The 22,527-nt window shown below is 56.5% G+C and carries 21 protein-coding genes, 1 tRNA gene and 1 pseudogene; 22 read left to right on the top strand and 1 reads right to left on the bottom strand.

Features of this window, described 5'->3' with window-relative positions:
- Positions 1 to 59 precede the first annotated feature (59 nt).
- The 22 genes and pseudogenes from uvrB to AMD14_RS25565 all read left to right on the top strand — a co-directional run bounded on the left by uvrB (position 60) and on the right by AMD14_RS25565 (position 21,357).
- Positions 60 to 2,081: an excinuclease ABC subunit UvrB gene (uvrB, locus tag AMD14_RS13795; RefSeq protein WP_011051720.1), complete on the top strand. Its 2,022-nt coding sequence runs from the start codon at positions 60 to 62 to the stop codon at positions 2,079 to 2,081.
- Positions 2,082 to 2,176: 95 nt separating this feature from the next.
- Positions 2,177 to 2,251 (top strand) — tRNA-Val (locus AMD14_RS13790).
- Positions 2,252 to 2,973: 722 nt separating this feature from the next.
- Positions 2,974 to 3,216: a hypothetical protein gene (locus tag AMD14_RS13785; protein ID WP_005920251.1), complete on the top strand. Its 243-nt coding sequence runs from the start codon at positions 2,974 to 2,976 to the stop codon at positions 3,214 to 3,216.
- Positions 3,217 to 3,252: 36 nt separating this feature from the next.
- Entirely contained in the window at positions 3,253 to 4,926 is a 1,674-nt protein-coding gene (locus tag AMD14_RS13780; RefSeq protein ID WP_011051719.1) for a type IV secretory system conjugative DNA transfer family protein, read from the top strand.
- A gap of 333 nt (positions 4,927 to 5,259) precedes the next feature.
- A complete protein-coding gene (locus tag AMD14_RS13775; protein WP_005914237.1) occupies positions 5,260 to 5,670 on the top strand; it encodes a TcpQ domain-containing protein in 411 nt (136 codons plus the stop codon).
- Between the two features lie 124 nt (positions 5,671 to 5,794).
- A complete protein-coding gene (locus AMD14_RS13770; protein ID WP_005914236.1) occupies positions 5,795 to 6,826 on the top strand; it encodes a VirB8 family type IV secretion system protein in 1,032 nt (343 codons plus the stop codon).
- A complete protein-coding gene (locus AMD14_RS13765; protein ID WP_040259570.1) occupies positions 6,823 to 7,590 on the top strand; it encodes a TrbG/VirB9 family P-type conjugative transfer protein in 768 nt (255 codons plus the stop codon). The genes AMD14_RS13770 and AMD14_RS13765 overlap by 4 nt, the downstream gene beginning before the upstream one ends.
- A complete protein-coding gene (locus tag AMD14_RS13760; protein ID WP_011051717.1) occupies positions 7,587 to 8,756 on the top strand; it encodes a TrbI/VirB10 family protein in 1,170 nt (389 codons plus the stop codon). The genes AMD14_RS13765 and AMD14_RS13760 overlap by 4 nt, the downstream gene beginning before the upstream one ends.
- A gap of 5 nt (positions 8,757 to 8,761) precedes the next feature.
- The gene (gene virB11, locus AMD14_RS13755; protein WP_015472269.1) at positions 8,762 to 9,811 is read left to right on the top strand and encodes a P-type DNA transfer ATPase VirB11; all 1,050 of its coding nucleotides are present in this window, start codon (positions 8,762 to 8,764) and stop codon (positions 9,809 to 9,811) included.
- Positions 9,812 to 9,873: 62 nt separating this feature from the next.
- Positions 9,874 to 10,704: a lytic transglycosylase domain-containing protein gene (locus AMD14_RS13750; protein WP_040107773.1), complete on the top strand. Its 831-nt coding sequence runs from the start codon at positions 9,874 to 9,876 to the stop codon at positions 10,702 to 10,704.
- Between the two features lie 57 nt (positions 10,705 to 10,761).
- A complete protein-coding gene (locus tag AMD14_RS13745; protein WP_011051714.1) occupies positions 10,762 to 11,172 on the top strand; it encodes a TrbC/VirB2 family protein in 411 nt (136 codons plus the stop codon).
- Positions 11,165 to 11,476 (top strand): VirB3 family type IV secretion system protein, encoded by a 312-nt coding sequence (locus AMD14_RS13740; RefSeq protein ID WP_005920266.1) that lies wholly within the window; start codon positions 11,165 to 11,167, stop codon positions 11,474 to 11,476. The genes AMD14_RS13745 and AMD14_RS13740 overlap by 8 nt, the downstream gene beginning before the upstream one ends.
- A gap of 99 nt (positions 11,477 to 11,575) precedes the next feature.
- Positions 11,576 to 14,029, top strand: a complete 2,454-nt coding sequence (locus AMD14_RS13735) for a VirB4 family type IV secretion/conjugal transfer ATPase (RefSeq protein WP_011051713.1) — start codon at positions 11,576 to 11,578, stop codon at positions 14,027 to 14,029.
- Entirely contained in the window at positions 14,022 to 14,849 is an 828-nt protein-coding gene (locus AMD14_RS13730) for a hypothetical protein (RefSeq protein WP_011051712.1), read from the top strand. Before AMD14_RS13735 ends, AMD14_RS13730 begins: the two co-directional genes overlap by 8 nt.
- A gap of 88 nt (positions 14,850 to 14,937) precedes the next feature.
- Positions 14,938 to 15,999, top strand: a complete 1,062-nt coding sequence (locus AMD14_RS13725; protein ID WP_015463368.1) for a TrbL/VirB6 family protein — start codon at positions 14,938 to 14,940, stop codon at positions 15,997 to 15,999.
- A 31-nt stretch (positions 16,000 to 16,030) separates the two neighbouring features.
- Positions 16,031 to 16,525, top strand: a complete 495-nt coding sequence (locus AMD14_RS23545) for a DUF4189 domain-containing protein (RefSeq protein ID WP_011051710.1) — start codon at positions 16,031 to 16,033, stop codon at positions 16,523 to 16,525.
- A gap of 21 nt (positions 16,526 to 16,546) precedes the next feature.
- A complete protein-coding gene (locus tag AMD14_RS13720) occupies positions 16,547 to 17,350 on the top strand; it encodes an XAC2610-related protein (RefSeq protein WP_011051709.1) in 804 nt (267 codons plus the stop codon).
- A 104-nt stretch (positions 17,351 to 17,454) separates the two neighbouring features.
- On the top strand, positions 17,455 to 18,750 hold the full coding sequence (locus AMD14_RS24700; RefSeq protein WP_011051708.1) for a peptidoglycan-binding protein: 1,296 nt from the start codon (positions 17,455 to 17,457) through the stop codon (positions 18,748 to 18,750).
- Positions 18,751 to 18,911: 161 nt separating this feature from the next.
- Positions 18,912 to 19,822: pseudogene (locus AMD14_RS24695) on the top strand (TrbL/VirB6 family protein).
- A 53-nt stretch (positions 19,823 to 19,875) separates the two neighbouring features.
- Positions 19,876 to 20,367, top strand: a complete 492-nt coding sequence (locus AMD14_RS23530; RefSeq protein WP_011051705.1) for a DUF4189 domain-containing protein — start codon at positions 19,876 to 19,878, stop codon at positions 20,365 to 20,367.
- Positions 20,368 to 20,554: 187 nt separating this feature from the next.
- Positions 20,555 to 21,142 carry a lysozyme inhibitor LprI family protein gene (locus AMD14_RS23525; RefSeq protein WP_234336731.1) on the top strand — a complete coding sequence of 196 codons (588 nt, stop codon included), beginning with the start codon at positions 20,555 to 20,557 and terminating at the stop codon, positions 21,140 to 21,142.
- Positions 21,143 to 21,186: 44 nt separating this feature from the next.
- The gene (locus AMD14_RS25565) at positions 21,187 to 21,357 is read left to right on the top strand and encodes a VgrG-related protein (RefSeq protein WP_327195659.1); all 171 of its coding nucleotides are present in this window, start codon (positions 21,187 to 21,189) and stop codon (positions 21,355 to 21,357) included.
- Between the two features lie 9 nt (positions 21,358 to 21,366).
- Here AMD14_RS25565 and AMD14_RS23520 read toward each other — a convergent pair.
- A protein-coding gene (locus AMD14_RS23520; RefSeq protein ID WP_087943924.1) for an IS3-like element ISXac4 family transposase occupies positions 21,367 to 22,478 on the bottom strand; the annotation gives its coding sequence in 2 pieces (ribosomal slippage) (positions 21,367 to 22,226 and positions 22,226 to 22,478; 1,113 coding nt in all).
- Positions 22,479 to 22,527: the final 49 nt, after the last annotated feature.

Raw genomic sequence — 22,527 nt, 5'->3', positions numbered from 1 at the left:
CGCAAACATCGCCGTCATCCGCCATCGCTATACTTATTGGTCGTTCGAAGGTGCGCTCCATGACCGACCGTTTTCAGCTCGTATCCCCTTATTCGCCAGCGGGCGACCAGCCTGCAGCCATCGACAAGCTGGTCGCCAACTTCGAGGCTGGCTTGGCCAAGCAGACCTTGTTGGGTGTAACGGGCTCGGGCAAGACCTACACCATTGCCAATGTGGTCCAGCAGGTGCAGAGGCCGACGCTGGTGATGGCGCCGAACAAGACGTTGGCGGCGCAGCTGTACGGCGAGTTCAAGTCGTTCTTCCCGCATAACGCAGTCGAGTACTTCGTCAGCTACTACGACTACTACCAGCCGGAGGCTTATGTGCCATCGTCTGACACCTTCATCGAGAAGGACAGTTCGATCAATGAACACATCGAGCAGATGCGCTTGTCGGCGACCAAGACCCTGCTGTCTCGGCGCGATTCGCTGGTGGTGGCGACCGTGTCGGCGATCTATGGCCTTGGCGCGCCGGAGGACTACCTATCGCTGCGGCTGATCCTGTCGGTTGGCGAGCACATCGATCAGCGCCAGTTGATCCGCCATCTCACCGATTTGCAATACACCCGCAACGAGTTCGAACTGACGCGTGGCGCCTTTCGCGTGCGCGGCGAGGTGTTGGATGTGTTCCCGGCCGAGTCGGATACCGAAGCCTTGCGCATCGAGTTGTTCGATGGCGACATCGAACAACTGACGTTGTTCGATCCGCTCACTGGCGAAACCTTGCGCAAGTTGCAGCGCTACACCGTGTACCCGAAAACCCATTACGCCACGACGCGTGAGCGTACCTTGAGTGCGGTGGACACCATCAAGGAAGAGCTGAAAGAGCGCCTGGAGCAACTCTACTCGCAGAACAAGCTGGTCGAGGCGCAACGCCTGGCGCAGCGCACGCAATTCGATCTGGAAATGATGGCCGAGGTTGGGTTTTGCAACGGTATCGAAAACTACTCGCGGCATCTCACCGGCAAGGCGCCGGGAGAGCCGCCGCCGACCTTGTTCGACTACCTGCCGCCCGACGCACTGCTGGTCATCGACGAGTCGCATGTGACGATCCCGCAGATCGGTGCGATGTACAAGGGCGACCGTTCGCGCAAGGAAACGCTGGTGGAGTTCGGTTTTCGGCTGCCCTCCGCACTGGACAACCGTCCCTTGCGTTTCGAAGAGTGGGAGGCGCGTTCGCCACGCAGCATCTACGTTTCGGCAACGCCCGGTCCTTACGAGGTGCGCGAGTCGGCTGGCGAAGTCACGGAGCTGGTGGTGCGCCCGACCGGGTTGATCGACCCGGTCGTGGAGATCCGCCCGGTCGGCACACAGGTCGACGACCTGATGTCCGAAGTCCACGAGCGCATCAAGCTTGGCGATCGCGTATTGGTGACCACGTTGACCAAGCGCATGGCCGAAAACCTCACCGAGTACCTGGGCGAACACGGGATTCGGGTGCGCTACCTGCATTCGGATATCGACACCGTCGAGCGCGTGGAAATCATTCGCGATCTGCGTCTGGGCAAGTTCGATGTACTCGTGGGCATCAATCTGCTGCGCGAGGGTTTGGACATGCCGGAAGTCTCGCTGGTGGCGATCCTGGATGCCGACAAGGAAGGCTTCCTGCGGTCGACCGGTTCGCTGATCCAGACCATTGGCCGTGCCGCACGCAATCTGCGCGGCAAGGCCATCCTGTATGCCGACAAGATGACGCGTTCGATGCAGGCGGCGATCGACGAGACCGATCGTCGCCGTGAGAAGCAGGTCGAGTACAACCTGGAACATGGCATCACTCCGAAATCCGTCGAGCGGCCGATCGCCGACATCATGGAAGGCGCGCGCGACGATGCGGCCGAGAAGAAGTCGGGCAAGGGCCGTTCGAAATCACGCCATGTAGCCGAGGAGACGCCCGATTACCGTGCCATGAAGCCTGCGGAAATCGCTGGCAAGCTCAAGAGCCTGGAGCAGAAGATGTATCAGCACGCAAAGGATCTGGAGTTCGAGGCCGCAGCCCAGATTCGCGACCAGATCCAGAAGTTGAAAGCGGCAAGTCTGGGCTAGGGCAGGGTAGTCTTGGGGCGCGGGGAGGGCTTGTGGTCCTTAAATCCCTGCGCTAGAATGCGCGCCCTGCACAGCGCAATGCTAATGCAGCGAACGGGCGGTTAGCTCAGCGGTAGAGCACTACCTTGACATGGTAGGGGTCACAGGTTCGAACCCTGTACCGCCCACCACTCCAAGTCCAGATAGTACAGGGGCTTGAGTGGTTTCAAGATCGGCAGCGACGTTTGCCACTGACACCAAAGTGACCCCGCGCAAAAGTCCTTGCAGCGTGGGCATGTGTCAGCTCGGGCCTGCTGCAACGGAATCCCCACCTTCCTGCGCTTACATATCTGCCTGCGCTGCGCGTTGCGTATCGACTGGCGATGCGGAGACGCGGCACTGGTGTATGGAAGTTGGCTGGTGGCGGTCAAAACGTCGCCGGCCAGGTACGCGGCGATGCTCGAGCGGTGCCAATCGTGCCGCGCCACCTGTCTGATCTACACGTTGCGGATGATGCGTGACGCTAGCGACTTCTTGCCCCTATCTGACGGGTGAAGTCCCGATGCCGTTCTCTTCCTCCTATCTTGAAAAAGTGGCTTGATCGATCTTCGCCGGATGTCAGTTGAGCGCCGGGGCTGGTGGGTGCGTTCACCGCAAAGGGGGCGCTTCGTGCGGTAAGCCAGGCTATCGCAGTGCCTTTCCGCGCGAAGGCGGTAGGCAGTCCAGGTCTTCGGCCGCCCGTACGCGTCTTCGAAAGCGCACCGAGAGTGCCTCGGCTGTGGGAAATACGCGCTCAGCGCGGTTGTTCTGCGGGTCAGCGCTGCCTACCGCAGCCCAGTCCGCCGATACCGCTTTCACCGTCACACGTCTTGCTTTAGCATCGCCACCGCGCTGACGGAAAGGAAGGCTGGCGATGGACGAATATCAGCACACTGTGCTGACCAGGGGGGGGTACCGTGTTGTGGCGATTACGCGTGACGAGGTGTACGCACCCGACGCCGTCGTGGCATACGCCGTTGTGACCGACGCGGGTACGCGAATCACTCCGGATTTGTCCCTCGACCAGGCCAAGGTCTGGATCGATTCGCTGGTGGAGAGCGAGAGTGGCGGGCGCAAGTCCGGCCTTGTCGACCATAAGCCGGTCGTGCGTCGCTAGCCCGCCATCGTGATGCAAGCCTAAGGAGAAGGGCGCATGTCCAAACCCAAAATCATCGCAATTGCCACGCTGGTGGCGGTTCTAGCCGGATATTGCCTGTCCGGCTATCTGACCCTGCTGTTGCTGCGGCTCGACACCGGTCTGTACGGGTGGGACACCTACTACCGCTATTTCAGCGCGCTTGGGTTGCCCCAAGTGGCGCCTTACGCGACCAAGATCAAGATTGCGGGCGTGCTTGGATTCGGGCTGCCGGTGCTGGTCTGGGCGATTGCCGTTGTGCTCATCGTCAAGCCCAAGGCGCGCGCCCTGCACGGTGACGCGCGCTTCGCCGGCGCCGCCGATCTCTCCAAGCACGGGCTGTTCAAGCCCAGCGGAAACGGCATCGTCGTCGGCAAGTTCAACGGCAAGCTGGTGCGATTGAGCGGCCAGCAATTCGTGATTCTTGCTGCACCGACGCGCTCGGGTAAGGGCGTCGGTGTCGTCATCCCGAACCTCTTGGAGTATCAAGAGTCGGTCGTGGTCCTGGACATCAAGCAGGAGAACTTCGACCTGACCAGTGGCTGGCGTGCCAGCCAGGGCCACGAGGTCTTCCTGTTCAATCCGTTCGCCGAAGACCGTCGCACGCATCGCTGGAATCCATTGACCTATGTGTCGAACGATCCCGCATTTCGCGTTTCGGATTTGATGAGCATCGCAGCGATGTTGTACCCGGACGGATCCGACGACCAGAAGTTCTGGGTGAGCCAGGCGCGCAACGCCTTCATGGCGTTCGCGTTGTACCTGTTCGAAAACTGGGACGAGGAGCTCTCGCTCGGTTTTCCGGGTGGGGCAGGAGCACCCACCTTGGGCGGAATTTATCGCCTTTCGTCGGGTGACGGCACCGATCTCAAGAAATATCTGAAGTCGCTGTCCGAGCGGCGGTTCCTCAGCAGCAACGCCAAGTCGGCCTTTGCCAACCTGCTGTCACAGGCGGATGAGACCTTCGCCTCGATCATGGGCACCTTGAAGGAGCCGCTCAATGCGTGGATCAATCCGGTTCTGGACGCTGCAACCAGTGCGGACGACTTCGTGCTCACGGACCTTCGCAAGAAGAAGATGACCATCTACATCGGCATCCAGCCCAACAAGCTGGCCGAAAGCCGCCTGATCATCAACCTGCTCTTCAGCCAGATCATCAACCTCAACACCCGCGAACTGCCCAAATCCAACCCCGAGCTCAAGTACCAGTGCCTGCTGCTGATGGACGAATTCACCTCGATCGGCAAGGTGGACATCATCGCGACCGCGGTAGCCTACATGGCCGGCTACAACATCCGCCTGCTGCCCATCATCCAAAGCATGGCCCAGCTGGACGCGACCTACGGCAAAGATCTGTCACGCACCATCATCACCAATCACGCCCTGCAGATCCTTTACGCACCACGCGAACAGCAGGACGCCAACGACTATTCCGAGATGCTGGGATACACCACCATCAAGAAGAAGAACGTCACCAGAGGGCGGGAGACCACCCATAGCGTGTCAGAAGAACGCCGGGCGCTGATGTTGCCGCAGGAGCTCAAGGCGATGGGCAATGAAAAGGAAGTGTTCTTGTACGAGGGAATCCCGCACCCGGTGAAGTGCGACAAGATCCGCTACTACGAGGATCGCCACTTCACTGCGCGCTTGTTGCCGAAAACCGAAGTGAAGACGCTTACCATCAGAATGTGATTTGTGTCTCGTTTGCAGCGCAGGGCTTAGCGCGCAATTCTTGACGGATCTGCTTGTTAAGGGCAAAGTTAGCAAGAGTCTGCGGTTTAGATCGATGGTCGTAGGGGAGCGGCGCCGGATGGGGCCGTACTGGAGTAAGGCTATGGATGGTTTGTCAGCGTATTCATTTTTTCCAGCAGCACACACTTGCAACTGGGGCGACCCAGCGGGTCGTAGGACTGCGAAAAACGCATCAATAACAAGTTTCCTCCGGTACCCACTGGTGCGCGGAGGCTTAGTGCTGTCCGTCTTAAGCCCGAAATCTCATGAGTTGGAGAAGTCAGAGTGAATCCGATGTATGTGTCCAAGCTGTCGTTGGTGCTAGTGGCTGCAGCATTGGTAGGCGCGTGCGCGACCAAGCCTGCTCCTGACTTTGGTGGTCGTTGGAAGCACGTCAACCACTTTGACGAGGCGCCCACCGAAATCCCGCTCTACACCTCGTACACGTATCAGGCCACGCCCATGGACGGCACGCTGAAGACCATGCTGGAGCGCTGGGCGGCGGATTCCAATATGCAGTTGTCCTACAACTTGCCATCGGACTACACCTTGATCGGGCCAGTTTCCGCAATCAGCACGACCAGCGTCCAACAGGCTGCCACCGAGCTGAGTGCCGTGTACGCAGCCCAAGGAGTCTCGGTGTCGGTTTCTGCCAACAAGTTGCTGGTCCAACCAGTGCCGGTGTCGTCTGGCGCCAAGCTCTAAGGGCTGCCGTCTGCGTGATGCCTTCGGGCATCGAGGCTTCGGTATTCCTACCTTCTCAAGTACCCGCGACGCGTTGCGGCGATAGTTTCAGGCCTGACAAGGCCTCACGGTGACGGATCTAGACATGTTGCGTAAGAAGGTCAGTGAAAAGGACGGTTCCGCCCAAGTAGGCGCGGCCGTTCAAAAAGCGGTGAATTACGAGGTCAGCATTGCCGACCTCGCGCGCCGCAGCGAAAAGCGTGCCTGGATCGTGGCGACCCTGTCGATGCTCGTCACCGTCATGACAGCGGGCGGCTACTACTACATGCTGCCGCTGAAGGAGAAAGTGCCGTATCTCGTCATGGCAGATGCGTATTCGGGTACTAGCACCATCGCCAAGCTTGAGCCCAACTTCGGTGGTCGAGCAATCAGCACCAGCGAGGCGCTGGCGCGTAGCAATATCGCGCGTTTCATTATTGCGCGTGAGTCGTTTGATCTCTCCATCATTGGTCAGCGTGACTGGAACACGGTCTCGGCAATGGGGTCGACAAATGTAGTGAGCGAATATCGCGCGCTGCACTCCGCCAACAACCCGTCGAGGCCGCTGAATTCGTACGGCAAGCTCCGTGCAATTCGCGTCAATATCTTGAGTATTACCTTGATTGGCGGCAACGGGAAGGCATATACCGGGGCAACCGTGCGCTTCCAGCGAACCGTTTATGACAAGAACTCCACGGTTTCGACGCTGCTGGACAACAAGATCGCCACGATGGGGTTCGTCTACCAGGATAATCTTGAGATGAGCGATAGCCTGAGGGTGGAAAATCCTCTGGGCTTTCGGGTCACTGATTACCGCGTGGATAATGATTACTCCGCGCTGCCCGTTGCCCCAGCGGCTGGCGCGGTTATCAATGCTCAGCCTCAGGCAGCAGTGCAGCAGCAGGTCATGCAGCAGCCGATGCCTGGGATGGCCGATCCAAATGCGGCAGGTGCCGCCATTGCACCTCAAGCGGGCGTTCCGCTGCAACAAGGCATGCAGCAACAAGGTGGCGCGCCTCAGCAACAGGCGCAGCCAGCATTTCCTGATCAAATGCAGCCGGCCGGTCAGCTGCAAGCGCAGCCTGCAATGCAACCCCAAGGGATGCCCAAGAATGTCAATGGAGCAAGTGGTCGATGAAACTTTTTAACCGATATAGGGTTGCGTTGTTGTCAGCGCTACCACTTGCGCTGTGTGCCTTGTTAGCAGCTGCTCAGGTGGTACAGGAATATGAGTATGCACCCGATCGTATCTATCAGGTGCGCACAGGCCTTGGCATTACCACTCAGGTGGAGCTGAGCCCGAACGAAAAAATTCTGGATTACAGCACCGGTTTCACTGGTGGATGGGAGCTCACGCGGCGAGAGAATGTTTTTTATCTCAAGCCTAAAAACGTCGACGTCGATACGAACATGATGATTCGTACCGCGACGCATTCTTATATTCTTGAGCTCAAGGTGGTGGCAACAGATTGGCAACGTCTCGAGCAGGCGAAGCAAGCGGGTGTCCAATATAAGGTTGTGTTTACCTACCCGAAGGACACAAGCTTCAATAATGTCGCGGATGCGGATACTTCGAAGAACGGCCCGCTACTGAATGCCAAGATCTTGAAGGATCGTCGTTACTATTACGATTACGATTATGCGACACGGACCAAGAAGTCCTGGTTGATTCCAAGCCGTGTCTATGATGACGGTAAATTCACTTATATCAATATGGATCTGACGCGTTTTCCGACTGGAAATTTTCCTGCGGTCTTCGCTCGCGAGAAAGAGCACGCCGAAGATTTTCTCGTTAATACGACGGTGGAGGGAAATACTCTGATCGTGCACGGAACCTACCCTTTCCTGGTGGTTCGTCATGGCGATAACGTCGTCGGTCTGCGAAGGAACAAGCAAAAGTGAATTCGAATATTCCAAACAGCCCTGATGAGCGCATCCAGAACCATGGCGGCGATGAGCAGCACAACGGCGACCACAACGAGCGCAACAATCCTTACTTCGCGCGCCAGCAGGCCAGTGCGGAACCGGACCTGGATGCCAATGAGCCGATCTTAAGATCGAGCGACATCAAGCGACTTAATCGCAAGGCCCTGGTGTTTCTTGCAGCCATTGCAGCTCTCTTGATTCTCGCCATCTTCTGGCTAGCGACGCAAAGCGGGGAGGATTCCGCGCCCCCGAAGCCGCGTACCGAGACGGTGGTCGCACCTGCGTTGCCGCAGAGCATGACTGCGCCGGTTGAGGAAGCGCCAGTCCCGCTAGCTCAGCAGCCCAGTTTGCCGCCACTGCCGCCAATGCCGACCGACAATAGCGAAGAGGTCAGCTCCGCACCGGAACGTCAGCGCGGGCCAACGCTGTTGGAGCGTCGCATCCTTGCCGAGTCTGCTGCAAATGGCGGTGGGGTTCCCGGTCAACTTGGGGCACAGCCTGCGCCTACTCAGGAAGATGGTCCGGTCACGCTCGCCAAGCCGATCAGCAACCCGGACGGTCTGCTAGTGCGCGGTACCTATATTCGCTGCATCCTGGAGACTCGCATCATCTCCGATTTCGGCGGCTATACATCGTGCATCGTCACCGAGCCGGTCTACTCCATCAATGGGCACAACCTGCTTCTTCCGAAAGGGTCCAAGATGCTGGGTCAGTACAGCGCCGGTGAGCCGACCTCTCATCGTCTCCAAGTTGTCTGGGACCGCGTTACTACGCCTACCGGTTTGGATGTCACGCTCATGGGTCCAGGCATCGATACGCTCGGGAGCTCCGGTCATCCGGGTAACTACAACGCACATTGGGGTAACAAAATTGCTTCAGCCCTGTTCATCAGTCTGCTGAGCGACGCATTCAAGTATGCAGCAGCGGAATATGGCCCCGAGACCACAACAATTGGCGTGGGCTCCGGCATCGTTACCCAGCAACCGTTTGAGAGTAATACCGCGCGTAGCATGCAGCAGCTTGCGGAGCAGGCGGTTGAAAAGTCGGGACGTCGTCCTGCCACACTGACGATCAACCAAGGAACGGTGTTGAACGTCTACGTTGCCAAGGACGTCGATTTCTCGGCTGTCCTGCCGAAGTGAATGAAATGGTTGCCATGACGATCGATGACTCCCCGACAGCGCGTATTTCCAATGACTTTCTGGATTACCAGTACTCCGTGCTGGGAATTCTGGACTATCTGAATTCGCCTGACGTGACCGAAATTTGCATCAATCGTCCTGGTGAGCTGTACCTGGAGACGATCCATGGATGGCAGCGAGTCGACGTGCCATCCCTCACCTACGACCGCGCTCGGCAGTTCTGTACGGCGGTCGTCAATGAGAGCAACACCGGGCAACGCATCACCGATGCCGACCCTGTCGTATCGCTAACGTTTCCGACCGGGCAACGTGCGCAGTTCGTGATGCCTCCTGCCTGCGATGCGGGCAAGGTGTCCATCACGATCCGACTTCCTTCGAAGCACACAAAGTCGCTTGAGCAGTACAAGCACGACGGTTTCTTCGACGAAGTGCTTGAGCAATCGGCGGATGTCAGCGATCACGACCAGGAACTGCTTGAGCTGCGCCGCAAGCGCGATTACGCAGAGTTTTTCAAGAAGTGCGTGCTTTACAAGAAAAATGTCGTTGTTGCCGGGGCGACAGGTAGCGGCAAAACGACCTTCATGAAGGCGCTGGTCAACCACATTCCGAACGAAGAGCGCCTGGTGACGATTGAGGACGCCAGGGAGTTATTCATTAGTCAGCCGAACGCTGTGCACCTGCTTTATTCCAAGGGCGGTCAAAGCGCCAGCAACGTGACTGCTAAGAGCTGCATGGAGGCCTGCCTGCGTATGAAGCCAGACCGCATCATCCTTGCCGAGTTGCGCGGCGATGAGTCGTTCTACTTCATTCGTAACTGCGCGTCGGGCCATCCTGGCTCCATCACCAGTTGCCATGCCGGAAGTGTTGAGCAGACCTGGGACCAGCTTGCGTTGATGGTGAAGGCCTCCAATGAGGGCTCCGGTCTGGAGTTCGAGGTGATCAAACGTCTGTTGAGAATGACCATCGACATCGTGGTTCACATCAAGGCGCACGCTGGACGGCGCTTCATCACGGGTATCGATTTCGATCCTCTTCGCACCCTGCGCGGCGGCTAGGGCATCGAGTTCGTCGCTGATTTTGATCTGGTTTTGGAAGGAGTACTGACATGTTGCCTGGCATGGAACTGATGGGGTGCACTGGACTGGCCGTCCCCGGCGAGGTAATGCAGCACGTTGTCCGTATCGAGTCGTCGCGTAATCCCTACGCCATTGGTGTCGTTGGTGGACGCCTGGTGCGCGAGCCACGCGGTCTGGCTGAGGCCGTCGCCACAGCGAAGATGCTGGAGCAGAAGGGTTACAACTTTTCGCTGGGTCTAGGTCAGGTCAATCGGTACAACCTGCAGAAGTACGGTTTGGCTACCTATGAGATGGCATTCGACAAATGCCCTAACTTGGTCGCTGCGTCAAAAATTCTGGCCGAATGCCACTCGCGTTCTGGCGCCAATTGGGGGAAGTCGTTTAGCTGCTACTACTCCGGAAATTTTGAAACCGGCTTCAAACATGGCTACGTGCAGAAGATCTATGCCTCCATTCGTCAGTCGGTCGCGTCTTCCGGCGCAGAGCCCATCGCGGTCGTGCCAACCCGCCAGGTGCAATTGAAGCCCGCAAATCCCCTGCGACAGGCTGCAGCCGAGTTGGCAGACGCGATTGTGGCTCGTCGCATTCAGGAATTTTCCGGGGCGAGCCACACAGCGGCTTCACCGCCAGGGCCTATGCTATCCCAGCCTGCACCAGCGTATTCCTTGCCGAGTCGGGTGGCGCCTGTGGCTCCTGCAGCTGCTCCGGAAGAAAACGAACTGTATGTGGTGAAGGCAACCGGGCAGGGGCGTGGGGTGGCGGTACCAGCCCCCGGTCCGCAGGCCTTGACGCCGACCGACCAATCTGTACCGGCTTCTATGCAGCGAGCACCGCAGACAGTTCCGCAAGTGGATAGCGCATTCGTTTTTTAGGATGGAAATTGCCAAGGATATGGCTGCTGGACCCCCTCTGTTCCCAAGGAGTTAGACATGAAGTTTGAAATCGATAACAAGACGATCGCCGATGCCAAAATGGTCGGCACCCAGGCAGTAAAGGCATTGCTATTCATTTCGTTGCTGATGGTGGCCGGCGGTGCATCCGCAGACGGCAATGGTCTTGCAGACACCGACACCCGCGTGTGTGGCTTTTTGAATAATGTGACCAAGCTGTTGAACATGGGCTCGATCGCAGTGGTCACCATCGCAGTCATCGTGGCCGGCTACCAGATCGCTTTCGCACACAAGCGTATCTCCGAGGTCTCGCCAATTCTCATTGGTGGCGTTCTCATCGGTGCTGCTGGCCAGATCGCCAACATGATCCTTCAGAATAAAAACGGCAGTTCGGGTGATTGCTCGACGATCACCGGTTCACTGATGCAGATCGCTCAATACTATGCATAAAGACGTACTCTTCCGCGGATGCACCCGCCCCGCCATGTTTTTGGGGGTGCCTTACATCCCCTTCTTCATTGGTGCGGGCGGTGGCTTGCTGTTGGGGATGTACATCGATCTTTGGTACCTGTTGACCATTCCGGTCATCATCTTTGCCATGCAGCAGATGGCAAAGCGTGATGAGATGATTTTCAGGCTGCTGGGATTACGTTGGCTGTTCCGAATGCGTGCGCGAAACCTTCAGCGTTATTCAGGGATGTGGGTCTTCAGCCCAAATGAATATCGCAAGAATCCCCCGGGAAAATCGCGATGAGCACGTAGCCGTTACCAACCCCACGCATACAACTCGCGTGGGGTTGGTGTTTGCGATGGTCGCTTGGTGTGATGCTTCCTCTCTAAATTTGGTAAGACCATGTTCAGCCCAGACAGTCCGATCAGCGAGTTTGTTTCCATCTCGACGCATGTTGCGCCGTCCGTCGTCAAGACGACCGCCGGCGACTACCTGTTGATCTGGCATCTGGGCGGCTTGCCGTTCGTGGGGCGAGACGAATTCGAGCTCGAACAGCGGCACAACACGTTCAACCGTCTTCTGCAGACTCTGCGCGCCCCGGATTTCGCCAACGTTGCATTCTGGGTCCACGATGTACGGCGTCGGCGCAGAATCGGTGCAGGCGGACGTTTCAAGCAGGCATTCAATCAAACTCTGTCTGACGAATATTACACAGCGCTTTCATCGCAAAAGATCATGCAGAACGAGCTGTATTTCAGCATGATTTACAGGCCGGTAGTCACGGGACGTCGCTTGGTGGAGAAATCCGCGAACCCGGACAAGATTCGCGCCGAGGAAGAACAGGCTGTCGCGAAAGTTGTCGAACTGGCTACTAATGTCGAAGCCGTGCTCAAGGATTATGCGCCGTACCGTCTCGGTATGTACGAGGCAAAGAACGGCCTGGTTTTCTCCGAGACCTTGGAGTTTCTGGGCTACTTGTTGAACCGAATCGATGAGCCTGTGCCGGTCTTGCCAGCTCCGGTGCCCGCGTATTTGCCCGTCAGTAAGCACATGTTCGCCAACAAGACCGGCGATTTCGTCATTCGTACTCCAGACGGAATCAATCACTTTGGCGCCATCTTGAATATCAAGGAATATGCGGATGGAACCTATCCGGGCATTCTGAATGGCCTGAAGTACCTGGATTCTGAATACGTCATGACCCACTCGTTCAGCCCGGTCGGCCGACACGATGCGCTGAAGGTGTTGGAACGCACCAAGGGGATGATGGTTTCTTCAGGCGACAAATCGTCGACCCAGATCCGCGATCTCGATGTCGCGATGGACGATGTTGCCTCGGGAAACTTCGTGCTCGGCGAATACCATTTCACATTGGCGGTCTATGCCGACAGCCAGGAGAAGCTGGCTAGGCAGATCGCAACCACCCGAGCCGAATTGTCCAATGCCGGCTTCGTCTCGGCCAAGGAAGATCTTGCGATCGCCTCGTCGTTTTATTCGCAGCTGCCAGGTAACTGGCGCTTCCGTACGCGCATCGCCAACCTGAGCTCGCTGAACTTCCTTGGCTTGTCGCCGCTGCACAATTTTGCCCAGGGCAAGCAGCACAACAATCCATGGGGTGACTGCGTCACCACCCTGCAGACAACCAATGGGCAGCCGTACTACTTCAACTTCCATGCGACGCATCCGTCCGAGAACTCATTGGGAGAGAAGGCCATCGGCAATACGATGGTGATCGGCAAGTCGGGTACCGGTAAGACGGCGCTGATCAACTTCCTGTTGAGTCAGGTGCAGAAGTTCGACCCGATTCCGACCATCTTCTTCTTCGACAAGGACCGCGGCGCGGAGATCTTCGTGCGCGCGTGCGGTGGCAACTACCTGGCGCTGGAAAATGGGTCTCCGACTGGCTTCAACCCTTTCCAATGCGAGCGCAATGAAGCCAACACCCAATTCCTGGCCGAGTTGATCAAGGTGCTGGGCGGCAAGGCCGAATACAGCGCCCGTGAGGAAGAGGACATCTATCGCGCGGTGGAAGGCATGCTGGACACGCCGATGCACCTGCGCAGCATGAGCAATTTCCGCAAGAGTCTGCCCAACATGGGCGACGACGGTCTGTATGCGCGTCTGCGCCGCTGGACCGCTGGCAATTCGCTCGGTTGGGTGTTCGACAATCCGGTGGACACGATCGACCTGACGCGGGCGTCGATCATCGGGTTCGACTACACCGACGTGATCGACAACGCTGAAGTGCGCGTGCCGGTGATCAACTACCTGCTGCATCGCCTGGAAGCGCTGATCGACGGCCGCCCGCTGATCTACGTGATGGACGAATTCTGGAAGATCCTGGACGGCAAGGGTGGCCTGAAGGAATTTGCCAAGAACAAACAGAAGACCATCCGTAAGCAGAATGGCTTAGGGATTTTCGCCACACAGAGCCCCGAAGACGCGCTGGCCAGTGACATTGCCGCTGCATTGATCGAGCAGACGGCCACCATGATCCTGCTGCCGAACCCGAATGCCAGCCGCGACGATTACATGGAAGGGCTCAAGCTCACCGACGCCGAATACCAGGTTGTGGTGTCGTTGGATGAGCGCTCGCGCTGTTTCCTGGTCAAGCAGGGCCACGCGTCGGCGGTGTGCCAGCTCAACCTGCGCGGGATGGATGACGCGCTGTCGGTGATTTCCTCGTCCACCGACAATATCGAGATCATGCACCAAATTCTGGCGGGCAAGGCCGGCAAGCTGGGCGTCACCGTGGACCAACTGACGCCGGAGCAATGGTTGGCCGATTTCTATGCCAACCGCAAGGGCTCCGGTAAGCGCAAGTCGGCCAAGGACAAGGAGGTCGAAGATGCATAGTCAGTCCAGGCACGCGAAGCGGTTCCACACCGCACCATCTTTATTTGTGTCACAGGAGGCGAAGAACACCATGGCAATCAAGTTCAGACATTTTTCCCGGGTCTTCATGGGACTGGTGCTGCTCAGCATGGCGGGAGCGGCCAGTGCGCAATGGGAAGTTATCGACAACAAGCTCAATGGAACGACCAAGGAGATCCTTGACAATCAGACGGTGGGCAAGGGCGAGGGCAAGGAATCCAGCGGCAAGGAGGTCGAGAAGCCCAAGGAGACCTTGAAGAAGGTGGCAGATGATGAGGGTGTGGCCGCCTGTTCGGCGTCCACGTCTGGAACACCTGTCTCTGATTCGCAGAGGGAATCCTGCGAGCTGATCCAACGCACGCGCAATTCCCAGTTCAACTACATGGTGGCGATGTACGAGATCACCACCAAGCGCCTGGAGCGTCTGCGCACGATCGAGGAAGAGCGCAAGAAGATCGGCGACCAGAAGATTGGCGAGCTGGAAAGCAACACCAATAAGCTTCTGGCGCTGAAGGCGATGATGGATATCGATCGCCAGCAGATGGAGTCGGCAATGTTCGCCTACGAAAAGCGCTTGGCATTCTTGACCGAGCTGCAAACCGGCGCTGCGAAGGCCGCGATGGCGGGGAAGGAGCCGCCGAAGGGAGATGGAAGCAGTTCGTGGTTGCCATCCTGGATTCCAGCCGATCTGTTGAGCATCGGTAAGACGCTTGTCGCAGGGGCGGTGATGAAAGGTGCGTTCGAGGCTATTAAATCAGACACGCCAGCCGGTATGGAAAGATTAGAGATCGACAAGGACTGATGGAGCTGGTTTACCTGTTTAGGCAACATACTCAAACCCGGGGCATCGACTGCCCCACGGCGCAGCCGTCTAGTGGATGTGGTGACATATGGATTTTTTGACGAACATCGCCAACTACGAATTTTTTCGTCTGATCAACAACTACCTGCGCGATGAGATCGCGATCTTCCAGTGGGAGTTGTTGCAGCGAACGACGGCTTGGGTGGGGATGGTGTCCCTGACGGTGTTGACGCTTTGGATCTTTATCCAGGGCTATCGCATCGTCACCGGTCAGTCGCGCGAGGCGGCGATGGGCTTGGTGGTCACGGCGCTGCGCGCGGCGCTGATCATCGGGGTGGCGACCAGCATGGCGCAAGGTTCGGCCCGCTTGTACTGGACGCTGACCGATGGAGTCAGCCAGGCAATCACCAAGACAGTCACGGGCAGCTCAAAGAGCCCGTATGAAGCGATCGACAAGAACTTGATGTTGATGCAAGTGGCCATGTCGGCTCTGGATCAGATCAAGACCGGCGGTGACGAGGAAAGCAAGGACGAAAAAGACCGGGCTCGGTGGTTCACCGGCCTGGGCATGGCCGGTCCGGGTGTCGTTGCAGGCTCGATGTTGCTGCTCAACAAGCTGGCCATGGCGCTGGTGGTCGGGTTCGGGCCTCTGTTCATCCTGTGTCTGCTGTTCCAAGCGACGAAGTCGTTGTTCAGCAAATGGCTGCTATACGGACTGGGCACTGTGTTTTCGCTGTCGGTGTTGACCTTCACAGTGAGCTTGGCGACAAAGGTGGTTGGCGCAGTAGGCGCTGCCTTCGTTGCAAAGTGGGCAATGAACGGGTTTACGGGCGAAGGCATCAGCAGCATGGCGCTGCAGCAGGGAGGATTAGGACTGGTGTTAACGACATTGATCATCACCGCACCGCCGATGGCCGCTGCCTTCTTCCAGGGCACGCTGGGCCAGTTCACGGCGTATTCTGCCCTGGGGCAGCTGGATCGAGGCGGTCAGTCAGCTCCGGCTGCTGGGCGGCCTTATGAGCCGGGGGCGCCGGCTAGAGAAACGCAGGATACTTCTCCTCAAAGGGCACGTGGAATAAATACCGTTAATTCTTCTGACGTTTCATCCCAAGAGCCTAGTTCAGGTAATCGTGGGCTTGCACAAAAGTAACTTGTCGCCTTTTCAGCTGATGTGGTGAAAAATGATTATTATCCGCTTGGCTTCAATTATTCTTCTTGTAAGTTGGACTGCCCCTGCTTTCGCTCAAACGGCTTGTCCGGCAGGTGTGGCCCCTGGGAGCCCGCAATGTGGGCCTGACTCTGGTACTTCAAGAGATGATATTCCCACGCCTCCGCCGAGGCCGACGGGTGAGTGGATTAAGACCTGGGGGGCAATCGCTGGCTCCGATTCCACCGGTGAGGCTGGAACTGCGGCAGGGGAGTTGTCGGAAGATAAGGCGAAGGATATTGCTATTCGTCGATGTTCTGTAAACGGAGCAAGCGATTGCAAGATAAACTTGGTTTATCGTAATCAGTGTGCAGCTTTGGTTTCTACGCAGTCGGATAGTTTTTATCAGGGATCTGCGACCAAGGAGCGCGCTATTGATTTAGCGATCGGAAACTGTAAAAAAAGCAGATCTGGTGAATGCAAGGTGCTGTATTCGGGCTGTTCTGATCCAATATTCAAGAAATATTGATTTGAGTTAGAAGGATTTTCCATGTTGACGCGCGAATTAGCAAGGGCCGTAGCCGGGGTGATTTATTTGATTTGCGTCGTCTCGATCACAGCTTGCAGTCCTAGTAATGCTCCATCCGCAGAGGCTGACGGAGAAAAATCACCTGCTAAAAATCAAGCTAGCAAAAAACCTGAATACGAGTTGCAAAAGGATTTGAAAATGCCATCTACTGCTAATGCAAAACTCAACGAGCAGGGCGAGATAAGCGCAGATATCGGTGGAATTGCCGTTTCAGTTCATGCGCAGAGCTGCACCGAAGATAGCCCGGGGATCATGCTATGTAACCGTTCGCCGGTCGTGGAGGTGACATTCCCCGGAGCCAAGCCGATTGCACTGGAGCCTGAGGCTTTGTACGTGGATAGTAATTCCACGTTCTATCATGGTCCGCTAGACGACACTTACAAGAAGAACCGCCACTCAATCATTTTGACCGATATCAATGGCGATGGGCACGAAGATGTAGTGGTGTGGTCTGGAAAAGAGGGTAATTATGGTGGTCCCTCTTACAGTGTCTATCTTTTCGATGCTGCGCAGAAAACCCTTGTTTTCAATCAGTCGTTATCCGATATTACGGTAATGGCCAACGGTCTATTCTCCGTGAAAGGAAATATGCTGACGTCTACTTCTGGTGATGGATGTTGTATCCACGTCTTCGATACCTACGAGCTTAAGAATAACGAGGCAGTGCTGATAGAGCGGTTAACCGAAGACACGAATGATCCGGCTAATCCGAAGAAAAAGATCGAGCGGCTTCAAGACGGTGAAATGAAGGAGGTGTCCAACTAGAAGTGAGTGGTAATTGGTAGTGAGTACATGCAACGCATCTTCGGGTCTGCAATGCCGGTAGATGCAACAACAAATTCTAATGATATGCACGTACGGAGAATACTATGAGCGATGGACGTGGTCGGAGCACTGAAGGCTTTGGTGTGGATCGGGAGTCTTCTGTTAGGTTGATCGTCAAAACCGCTCTTGAGAACGGTGTGACAGATCCAAAGCAAATATCGTACATGTTGGCGACGGCTCAACATGAGACGCGTAATTTTCAGGCGCCTGAAGAAGATTTCGGACGCAGCCAAGCGCGCAAGCTTGGATATAGCGGCGGCGAGGAGTTCTATGGGCGTGGTTACGTGCATCTTACCCACGACTACAACTATGCGAAGTTCGATAAGTTGCTAGGCCTTAACGGTGAAATGGTCCGCAACCCGGACATGGCCAAGCAACCGGAAATCGCTGCAAAAGTTCTAGTTGTAGGTATGCGTGACGGCTTGTTTACAGGCAAGCCTCTTGATCGCTACATCGATCATGATAGCCACGACGTCTACAACGCGCGACGCGTTGTCAACGGAGTTACTCCTAGCAAACCCTGGAGCGTGAAGGCAGCCAAGGAATGCGAGGAATATGCGGGCAATTGGGAACGTCGCGTTCCCGATTTGATAGAAAGCGTCAAGCGCGATGGTGTCGATCTCAAGCACAGCGTGACGTCTGGTTCGACATCCCATCAAGTTTCGAAGTCCAATGATGGCAAGCTCGAACAAGGCGAGCGCGGCGAGCAGGTGAAGCAACTCCAAGGCCAGCTTGCTCAGCTTGGCGCCGTTGGTCGCGATGGCAAGCCGTTGCGCGCGGATGGCGATTTCGGCGGCAACACCAAATATGCGGTCGAGCAATTCCAGCGCGAGCACGGGTTGCAGATAGATGGCGTCGCAGGTCAGCAGACCCAGGCCGCTTTGGCCAAGGTGTTGGCCCAGGCGACACCCAAGCAACCTGAGCACACGGCCGCGCCTGCTGCGCCGGCACAGGCAGCCTCCAGCCCCTTGTTGTCTGATCCGCGCCATCCCGACAACGCGATGTACAACGGCGCAGTGAGCAAGCTCGAGGCGCTGGGTGAACGTGGCGGCTTTGCCAACCGCAAGGAACTCGAGCAGGCAGCCGGCCAAATCGTGTTCGAGTCCAAGGTCAGTGGTTTGCAACGCATCGATCATGTGGTACCCAACAAGAGCGGCGACGGCTTTTTCGCAGTGCAGGGCGAGCTGACCGACCCGGCAATGCAGCGGGTTTTTGTGGATCGCAATCAAGCGCAGAATCAGCCGTTGGAAAACAGCAGCCGGCAAGCGGCCGAGGAAAGCCAGCGTCAGGCAATCCAGGTGCAGACCCAGGAAAGTGCTTCGCGCTCAATGTCCATGTAAGTCGGGCGTGTTGGTCGTTGCACTTCAGCGAGCTGGTACATCGCCAAGGCGGTCAGGAAGTCCGCCTTGGCTCTACTTGCAACGACCTGCGCGATGAGATTGCGATCTTGCAGTGGGAGTTGTTACAACGCACCACGGCCTGGGTAGGTATGGTGTCATTGATGGTGCTGACGCTTTGGATTTTTCTCCAGGGCTACAGCATCGTGACCGGCCAGTCGCGCGAGGCGGCCATGGGCCTGGTGGTGACGGCGCTGCGCGCGGCGCTGATCATCGGGGTGGCGACCAGCATGGCACAAGGCTCGGCCCGCTTGTACTGGACGCTGACCGATGGAGTCAGCCAGGCGATCACCAAGACAGTGACGGGCAGCTCAAAGAGCCCGTATGAAGCGATCGACAAGAACTTGATGTTGATGCAAGTGGCCATGTCGGCTCTGGATCAGATCAAGACCGGGCTCGGTGGTTCACCGGCCTGGGCATGGCCGGTCCGGGCGTCGTTGCAGGCTCGATGCTGCTTCTCAACAAGCTGGCCATGGCGCTGGTGGTGGGCTTCGGGCCTCTGTTCATCCTGTGTCTGCTGTTCCAAGCGACGAAGTCGTTGTTCAGCAAATGGCTGCTATACGGACTGGGCACTGTGTTTTCGCTGTCGGTGTTGACCTTCACAGTGAGCTTGGCGACAAAGGTGGTCGGCGCAGTGGGTGCTGCCTTCGTCGCAAAGTGGGCGATGAACGGATTTACGGGCGAAGGCATCAGCAGCATGGCGCTGCAGCAGGGAGGATTAGGACTGGTGTTAACGACATTGATCATCACCGCCCCGCCGATGGCCGCTGCCTTCTTCCAGGGTACGCTGGGCCAGTTCACGGCGTATTCTGCCCTGGGGCAGCTGGATCGAGGCGGTCAGTCAGCTCCGGCGGCTGGGCGGCCTTATGAGCCGGGGGCGCCGGCTCCTGACACTAATAAAGGGAGGGATCAATTCAATCCGTCTGGACAGGGATCTAGGCAATCTCAATATGCAAATAACGATACCGACACTGCTCCTAGCGGAAGATTTGGTAAAGCTAATTCAACTTCCTGATCAGTTAGTCCATAAAGTTTCAGGTAGCTCATAAAGACTAGAATCGGGGTTTTATGAAATTATTTATTTTACTAATTTTTCTGTTTAGTTCCTCAGCTGCCTGGGGACAGACTGCTTGCCCAAGCGGTGTGGCTCCTGGAAGCCCTCAGTGTGGGCCAGATTCTGGTACATCGAGAGGTGATATCCCTCAACCGCCTCCTAGGCCCACCGGTGAGTGGCTCAAAACATGGGGAGCCATTGCTAGCTCGGATAATGGAGACATCGGAAGTAGCACTGGCAAGCTTTCCGAGAATGAAGCCAGAGTGGAAGCCTTAAAGGTATGCTCAGACTTTGGAAATTCTGATTGCAAGGTGAATTTCACGTACAAGAATCAGTGTGTCGCTGTTGTGCAGGCTGCAAAGGGCCGGACTGGTGGGAAAATTATCAGTGCAGCAACTGAAGAGATAGCAAAAAAAGATGCTCTTGATGAGTGTTTAAAAGAATCTGGTGCTAAGTGTTACGTCAGAGGTACGGATTGTTCCAAGCCATTTTTTAGGAAATTCTAATCCAAAAGCGTAAGATGGATTATTATTTAGAATAAATGGCTGGTTTTTAGTGTGAGCGCCATATTTATTCGGAAAAAATTATTTTATCTTTTTTAAAGTGAAGGTGTTGTCCTTTTATGGTTAGGTGTACTGATTTTCCTGATCCATTCTTTGAAGTGCTAGCTTGACCTAACTTGGCGGGGTTTTGATGCCTATTTTTTTCAGAAGGGTAAATCTGGTCTTCGCGGGAGCTGTGTTTTTATTTTTTGCAGCTTGCAAGCAAGAGTCCATGTCGGAAGTGGCTGATGACATTTCCAAGCACTCTCGAAATTTGGGGCAGAATGTAGATTCTGTGAGTCATGCTCAAGGTGCTGAAAGCATCACGGATAAGCAAGAGCGTATTGCCCGCCAACAAGATGAGCTCCTGGAGCAGGCACTTAACAGCGACCAGCAACGGCAACGTGGTGACCTAGCGAAAGATATAAAGCTGCGATCTTCATACGTTCAATGCGTTAAAAATGCAGGCGCGGTCGTTCCGGCATTGATGGAGTGCAATAGTCAAGAATATGCTTATCAGGATGCTCGCCTGAATGCGGCTTATAAACGCCTCTTGAACAGATGGCCGGCAGAAAAGAAAGATCGGCTAAAGCAAGAGGAGCGCGATTGGATAAAGTGGCGGGACACACTTTGCAAATCGAATGGTGCGCTCGGTGGCGGGCAGGCGGAAGAATTGGAAGACACTTCTTGTAATTTGAATGCGACCGCGCAACGCGCCGAAGAACTGGAGAAGCGCTAATCATCCGGTTTTATAATGAACTGGTCAAATGCGAGGGTTTAACGATGGCAACTATGGATGGATGGCATTTGGGTATGACGTCTGCGCGGCATGAAAGTGGTCGGCGCGGTGTAGAGACAATCTCTACGGGTAAGGGAGACCACGGCGGCGTTTCTTACGGGGCTTATCAGCTTTCCTCTAAATCAGGCTCTCTACGAGAGTACTTGGATCCGTAAGCTCCCCCGTCAAGCAGGCACTTCAAAAGTAGAGCTTTCGGCGTACTTGTTGCGGTACTCGACCGGGGTCATTCCGCCGAGCGAATCATGGGATCTTGCTTGGTTGTAGTCGATCATCCACCAGTGGGCGGCTTCGCGCACCTCGTCGAGGCAGGCGAAGAGATTCAGGTCGAGCACTTCCTCGCGGAACGTACGATTGAAGCGCTCGATGAAGGCATTCTGATTTGGCTTTCCCGCTGGATGTACTGCAGTGCGACGCCATTGGTCTTGAGCCAGCTGGTGAACGCTTCGCCCAGGAACTCGGGGCCGTTGTCCGAGCGCACCACCTGCGGCAAGCCATGATCGCGTTTGATCTGGTCGAACACGCACAAGCCGTTGCGAGTTGATCGAGGTGTCAACCTCGATGTGCAGCGCCTCGCGATTGAAGTCATCCACCACGTTGAAGGTGCGGAAGCGTCGTCCGCATGCCAGCGCATCGCTCATGAAGTCGACCGACCAGACCGTGTCTGGCAGCCTCGGCACGTAGAGCGGCACCCGCTCACGCTTAGGAAGGCGACGCTTTGCAGCGCGGCGTAGGTTGAGCTTCATGGCCTTGTAAACGCGATAGATGCGTTTGGGATTCCAACCTGGTTGCTGCTTGCGAAGGTAGTCGCTGCACTTCCAGAAGCCACGACTGGGGTGCGCTTCAACGTAACGCGCGATCTCGGCAATCAGCTCGGCATCGCGCACCGTCCAGTCCAGAGGCGGTGCATACCAAGCGGCACGCGACAGCCCGACGCATGCACAGGACCGGCGCAACGGCCGCGCGTGGACCTCGATAAGGAACCGCACCGCCTCGCGTTTACGCGCCGGCCCTAGAGTTTTTTTGCGATCAGGTCCTTCATTGCCGCGTTGTCGAGCGCCAACTCGGCATACACCCGTTTGAGCTTGGCGTTCTCGGACTCGAGCTCCTTGACCCGCCGCAGCTCGGACGCCTCCAAGCCGCCGTACTTGCTCTTCCACTGGTAATAGGTCGCCGTGCTGATGCTGACTTGGCGACAGATGTCTTTGACTGGAACGCCTGCGTCGGCCTGCTTGAGCGTGGCGATGATCTGTGTCTCGGTGAACTTCGATGTACGCATGGAACCTCCTGACTTGGGAACGATGCCAGAAAGATCTACTTATGCGGTG

The organism is Xanthomonas citri pv. citri, assembly GCF_000961215.1.
In the GTDB taxonomy this organism is placed as follows: Bacteria; Pseudomonadota; Gammaproteobacteria; order Xanthomonadales; family Xanthomonadaceae; genus Xanthomonas; species Xanthomonas cissicola.
The sequence above is the reverse complement of the archived record's forward strand: the minus strand, read 5'-3'. Positions and strand labels throughout refer to the sequence as shown.

Excerpts from the sequence above, each read along its gene's own strand:
- uvrB (WP_011051720.1), top strand. The coding sequence starts at position 60 with ATGACCGACCGTTTTCAGCTCGTATCCCCTTATTCGCCAGCGGGCGAC.
- AMD14_RS13785 (WP_005920251.1), top strand. The coding sequence starts at position 2,974 with ATGGACGAATATCAGCACACTGTGCTGACCAGGGGGGGGTACCGTGTT.
- AMD14_RS13780 (WP_011051719.1), top strand. The coding sequence starts at position 3,253 with ATGTCCAAACCCAAAATCATCGCAATTGCCACGCTGGTGGCGGTTCTA.
- AMD14_RS13775 (WP_005914237.1), top strand. The coding sequence starts at position 5,260 with ATGTATGTGTCCAAGCTGTCGTTGGTGCTAGTGGCTGCAGCATTGGTA.
- AMD14_RS13770 (WP_005914236.1), top strand. The coding sequence starts at position 5,795 with ATGTTGCGTAAGAAGGTCAGTGAAAAGGACGGTTCCGCCCAAGTAGGC.
- AMD14_RS13765 (WP_040259570.1), top strand. The coding sequence starts at position 6,823 with ATGAAACTTTTTAACCGATATAGGGTTGCGTTGTTGTCAGCGCTACCA.
- virB11 (WP_015472269.1), top strand. The coding sequence starts at position 8,762 with ATGGTTGCCATGACGATCGATGACTCCCCGACAGCGCGTATTTCCAAT.
- AMD14_RS13750 (WP_040107773.1), top strand. The coding sequence starts at position 9,874 with ATGGAACTGATGGGGTGCACTGGACTGGCCGTCCCCGGCGAGGTAATG.
- AMD14_RS13745 (WP_011051714.1), top strand. The coding sequence starts at position 10,762 with ATGAAGTTTGAAATCGATAACAAGACGATCGCCGATGCCAAAATGGTC.
- AMD14_RS13740 (WP_005920266.1), top strand. The coding sequence starts at position 11,165 with ATGCATAAAGACGTACTCTTCCGCGGATGCACCCGCCCCGCCATGTTT.
- AMD14_RS13735 (WP_011051713.1), top strand. The coding sequence starts at position 11,576 with ATGTTCAGCCCAGACAGTCCGATCAGCGAGTTTGTTTCCATCTCGACG.
- AMD14_RS13730 (WP_011051712.1), top strand. The coding sequence starts at position 14,022 with ATGCATAGTCAGTCCAGGCACGCGAAGCGGTTCCACACCGCACCATCT.
- AMD14_RS13725 (WP_015463368.1), top strand. The coding sequence starts at position 14,938 with ATGGATTTTTTGACGAACATCGCCAACTACGAATTTTTTCGTCTGATC.
- AMD14_RS23545 (WP_011051710.1), top strand. The coding sequence starts at position 16,031 with ATGATTATTATCCGCTTGGCTTCAATTATTCTTCTTGTAAGTTGGACT.
- AMD14_RS13720 (WP_011051709.1), top strand. The coding sequence starts at position 16,547 with ATGTTGACGCGCGAATTAGCAAGGGCCGTAGCCGGGGTGATTTATTTG.
- AMD14_RS24700 (WP_011051708.1), top strand. The coding sequence starts at position 17,455 with ATGAGCGATGGACGTGGTCGGAGCACTGAAGGCTTTGGTGTGGATCGG.
- AMD14_RS23530 (WP_011051705.1), top strand. The coding sequence starts at position 19,876 with ATGAAATTATTTATTTTACTAATTTTTCTGTTTAGTTCCTCAGCTGCC.
- AMD14_RS23525 (WP_234336731.1), top strand. The coding sequence starts at position 20,555 with ATGCCTATTTTTTTCAGAAGGGTAAATCTGGTCTTCGCGGGAGCTGTG.
- AMD14_RS25565 (WP_327195659.1), top strand. The coding sequence starts at position 21,187 with ATGGCAACTATGGATGGATGGCATTTGGGTATGACGTCTGCGCGGCAT.